Below are 3327 nucleotides of genomic sequence, written 5' to 3'. Positions count from 1 at the left end.
CGAGCTCGGCCGCTGGTGCGGCGCCCGCAAGGGCAGCCCCCTGCCCGACGGCTGCGGCTACCAGGGCGAGTGGCTCACCCACTTCGCCGCGCGCGACAACTGCTCCATGCAGCTAAGGCACGTCGAGCTCGAGCGCGAGGGCGAGCGGGTGCGGGGCAGCTACCGCAACGCGGCGAACGGGGCTAAGGGGGCCATCGAGGGCGTGCTCGAGGCCGGCGTCCTGCGCGGCACCTACACCGCCGGCACCAGCCGCCGCAGCTTCGAGTGGACCCTCACCCCCGACGGCCGGGGCTTCAACGGCGTGGCGGGCGAGCTCGGCCGCTGGTGCGGCGCCCGCAAGGGCAGCCCCCTGCCCGACGGCTGCGGCTACCAGGGCGAGTGGCTCACCCACTTCGCCGCGCGCGACAACTGCTCCATGCAGCTAAGGCACGTCGAGAACCGCATCAGCGGCAGCTTCTGCGAGGGCAGTCTTTCGGGCGCGGTGCGCTACGAGGCGGGCCGCATGGTCGCCGAGGGGACCTGGAATTCCAGCATCACCGGGGCCCAGGGCCGCTTCCGCTTCGAGCTGACCTCCATCGACACCCTGCAATTCCGGGGCAACGCGCACGACCTCGAGTGGTGCGGCTGGCGCGAGGGCCTGCCCAAGCCGGCGCAGTGCGGCCTGGAGCGCTAGGGGTACGCCGATGGCCGATCGCCGGTAGCCCAACACCGAAGACGGAAGCCGAGAGTCGCTTGTGGGGGCGAGCCGGTAGCTCGCCCTCTTGCTCGCTTCAGGAATGGTCCTGGCATGACCGCGCTGCCGGCCATTAACAACTTCCCCATCGAAAAAGCTCCCCTTGACGGGGAGCTTCGGCAGCGTGGGGCTTTATCGCGGGAACCGATCTAGCTGTTGGGGTTGACCCGGATGCTGGGCCCCATGGTGGTGGTGATGTAGACGGTGCGGAGGTAGGTGCCCTTGGCGCCTTCGGGCTTCACGCCCTCGACGGCCTTGAGGAAGGCCCGCACGTTCTCGGCGATCTGGCTGGGGCTGAAGCTGGCCTTGCCCACCGGGCCGTGGACCACGCCGGTCTTGTCGTTGCGGAACTCGATGCGGCCGGCCTTGATGGCCTTGACCATGTCGCCGATGTTGAAGCCCACGGTGCCGGCCTTGGGGTTGGGCAGCAGGCCCTTGGGGCCGAGCACGCGGCCGAGCTTGGAGCCCACCGCGCCCATCACGTCGGGGGTGGCGACCACGGCGTCGAAGTCGGAGCGGCCGTCGAGGATCTCCTGGATGATCTCCTCGCCCGCGGCGATGTCGGCGCCGGCCTCGCGCGCCTCCGTGATCTTCTCGCCCTTGGCGATGGCCAGCACCCGCACGGTGCGGCCGGTGCCGTGGGGCAGGGCCACGGTCGAGCGCACGTTCTGGTCGGACTTCTTGGCGTCGATGCCAAGCTTGACGTGCACCTCGACGGTCTCGTCGAAGCGGGCCGACCTGATCTGGGGGATCAGGGCGGCGGCTTCCTCGATGGTGTAGATCTTGTTGAAGTCCACCTTCTCGAGGAGCGCGCGGTAGCGCTTACCGTGCTTAGGCATTGGGCACCCCCACGACTTCCAGACCCATGCTGCGGGCCGAACCGGCGATCTGGTGGGCGGCGGCCTCGAGGTCGGTGGCGTTCATGTCGGGCAGCTTCTGCTTGGCGATGGCCAGGCACTGCTCCCAGGTGATCTTGCCGGCCTTGTCGCGGCCGGGTTTCTGGCTGCCCTTCTCGATCCCCGCGGCCTTGCGGATGAGGTAGGAGGCGGGCGGGGTCTTGGTGATGAAGGTGAAGGAGCGGTCGGAGTAGATGGTGATCTCCACCGGCACGATAGCGTCGCCCATGTTGGCCGAGGCCGCGTTGAAGGCCTTCACGAACTCCATGATGTTGGCCCCGTGCTGGCCCAGGGCGGGGCCCACGGGCGGCGCGGGGGTTGCTTTCCCAGCCGGAAGCTGGAGCTTGACCATTGCTTGTACCTTCTTCATTTGTTTCTCCTTTGGCTCCCTCGAACTTCGAGGTGTTATCGCCGGCACCCTGGGGGCGCTGTCTAGGGCCGAGGCTTAAAGAAGCACCCTCGACGCTGGACTCCAAACCTGCACCGCTCGCTCAGGAGCGGACCACCTGGGCGAAGTCGAGCTCGACCGGGGTCTCGCGCCCGAAGATCGAGACCAGGACCTTGACCTTGTTGCGCTCGGAGTTGATCTCGCTGACCACGCCGGTGAAGTCGGCGAAGGGGCCGCTGATGACGCGCACCACCTCGCCCTCCTTGAAGGAGACCTGGGGCTTGGGGCTTTCCTTCTTCCCGGCGAGCCCGCTGACCTCGAGCAGGTGCTGCACCTCGTCGGGGCTCAGCGGCACCGGGTGGGTGGCGGTGCCCACGAAGCCGGTGACCCCGGGGGTGCCGCGCACCACCTCGTAGGCCTCGTTGACCTCGCCCGCCTCGTCGCCGAGATCGACCTGCACGTAGACATAGCCCGGGTAGAGCTTGCGGCGAACGACCTCCTTCTTGCCGCCCTCGCGGTGCTCCACCACCTCTTCCGCCGGGATCAGCACCTGAAAGATCTTGTCCTGCATGTTCAGGGCCTTGACCCGCTTCTCAAGGTTCTGCTTGACTTTGTCTTCGTAGCCCACGTAGGTGTGGACCGCGTACCATTCGATGCTCATCGGTTGATCAGCCCCGTCAGGAAGCGGAAGACCAGGTCGTAGAGGCCCAGGATGACCATGGCGAAGAACGCGAAAAGCAGGATGGCCTGGGTCGATTGGATGATCTCCTCGCGGGTCGGCCAGGTGACCCGGGCCAGCTCCGCGCGGGCCTCACGGAAGTAGTTGACGATCCGCGCCAGGAGAGGACGGCGAGGGGTGTTGCCGGTGCGTTCTGCCACGAGAACCTCCCGAACCCTCAGACCTTGACTTCTTTGTGCGGCAGGTGCTTGTTGCACCAGGGGCAGAACTTCTTGAGCTCGAGCTTGCCCGTGGTGTTGCGCCGGTTCTTCTCGGTCGCGTAGTTGCGGCGCTTGCACTCGGTGCACTCGAGCAAGAGCTTGATCCTCACATCGCTAGCCATCTTCTCTCACCTTCTTTGGCCCGCGGGCGGCTAAGAGCGCCCACAAGACCTCTCCTCAGGGCGCTTGCCCAGCCAGCGCCACACTTCGCGCCACTGGCTGGGCCCGCCCGCAAGCACTGGGTTTACTCCAGGATCTTGGCGACGACGCCGGCGCCGACGGTGCGGCCGCCCTCGCGGATGGCGAAGCGCAGGCCCTCCTCCATGGCGATGGGCTTGATGAGCTCGACGGTGAAGGTGACGTTGTCGCCG

7 protein-coding genes are annotated in these 3327 nt (G+C 67.2%); 1 reads left to right on the top strand and 6 read right to left on the bottom strand.

Going from position 1 to position 3327, the window contains the following annotated elements; genetic code table 11:
• The coding region (locus Mterra_RS22615; protein ID WP_170159761.1) for a hypothetical protein at positions 1 to 673 on the top strand (673 nt) is incomplete at its 5' end.
• 209 nt (positions 674 to 882) lie between these two features.
• Here the strand turns inward: Mterra_RS22615 and rplA are convergent.
• The 6 genes from rplA to Mterra_RS19945 form a co-directional block, all read right to left on the bottom strand.
• Positions 883 to 1572, bottom strand: a complete 690-nt coding sequence (rplA, locus tag Mterra_RS19970) for a 50S ribosomal protein L1 (RefSeq protein ID WP_119316703.1) — start codon at positions 1570 to 1572, stop codon at positions 883 to 885.
• Positions 1565 to 1999 carry a 50S ribosomal protein L11 gene (gene rplK / locus Mterra_RS19965; RefSeq protein ID WP_027892597.1) on the bottom strand — a complete coding sequence of 145 codons (435 nt, stop codon included), beginning with the start codon at positions 1997 to 1999 and terminating at the stop codon, positions 1565 to 1567. Before rplK ends, rplA begins: the two co-directional genes overlap by 8 nt.
• 121 nt (positions 2000 to 2120) lie before the next feature.
• On the bottom strand, positions 2121 to 2678 hold the full coding sequence (gene nusG, locus Mterra_RS19960) for a transcription termination/antitermination protein NusG (RefSeq protein WP_119316702.1): 558 nt from the start codon (positions 2676 to 2678) through the stop codon (positions 2121 to 2123).
• Complete coding sequence (secE, locus tag Mterra_RS19955; RefSeq protein WP_119316701.1) at positions 2675 to 2896, bottom strand: preprotein translocase subunit SecE; 222 nt, start codon at positions 2894 to 2896, stop codon at positions 2675 to 2677. Before secE ends, nusG begins: the two co-directional genes overlap by 4 nt.
• Positions 2897 to 2913: 17 nt before the next feature.
• Complete coding sequence (gene rpmG / locus Mterra_RS19950; protein WP_018467911.1) at positions 2914 to 3078, bottom strand: 50S ribosomal protein L33; 165 nt, start codon at positions 3076 to 3078, stop codon at positions 2914 to 2916.
• 122 nt (positions 3079 to 3200) lie between these two features.
• Positions 3201 to 3327: EF-Tu C-terminal domain-related protein (locus Mterra_RS19945; RefSeq protein ID WP_476695779.1), on the bottom strand; the 127-nt coding region annotated here is incomplete at its 5' end.

Source organism: Calidithermus terrae (assembly GCF_003574345.1).
Classification (GTDB): domain Bacteria; phylum Deinococcota; class Deinococci; order Deinococcales; family Thermaceae; genus Calidithermus; species Calidithermus chliarophilus.
This window is presented reverse-complemented; position numbering and strand designations above follow the sequence as displayed.

Coding starts and splice junctions, on each gene's coding strand:
- rplA (WP_119316703.1), bottom strand. CDS start 1,572: ATGCCTAAGCACGGTAAGCGCTACCGCGCGCTCCTCGAGAAGGTGGAC.
- rplK (WP_027892597.1), bottom strand. CDS start 1,999: ATGAAGAAGGTACAAGCAATGGTCAAGCTCCAGCTTCCGGCTGGGAAA.
- nusG (WP_119316702.1), bottom strand. CDS start 2,678: ATGAGCATCGAATGGTACGCGGTCCACACCTACGTGGGCTACGAAGAC.
- rpmG (WP_018467911.1), bottom strand. CDS start 3,078: ATGGCTAGCGATGTGAGGATCAAGCTCTTGCTCGAGTGCACCGAGTGC.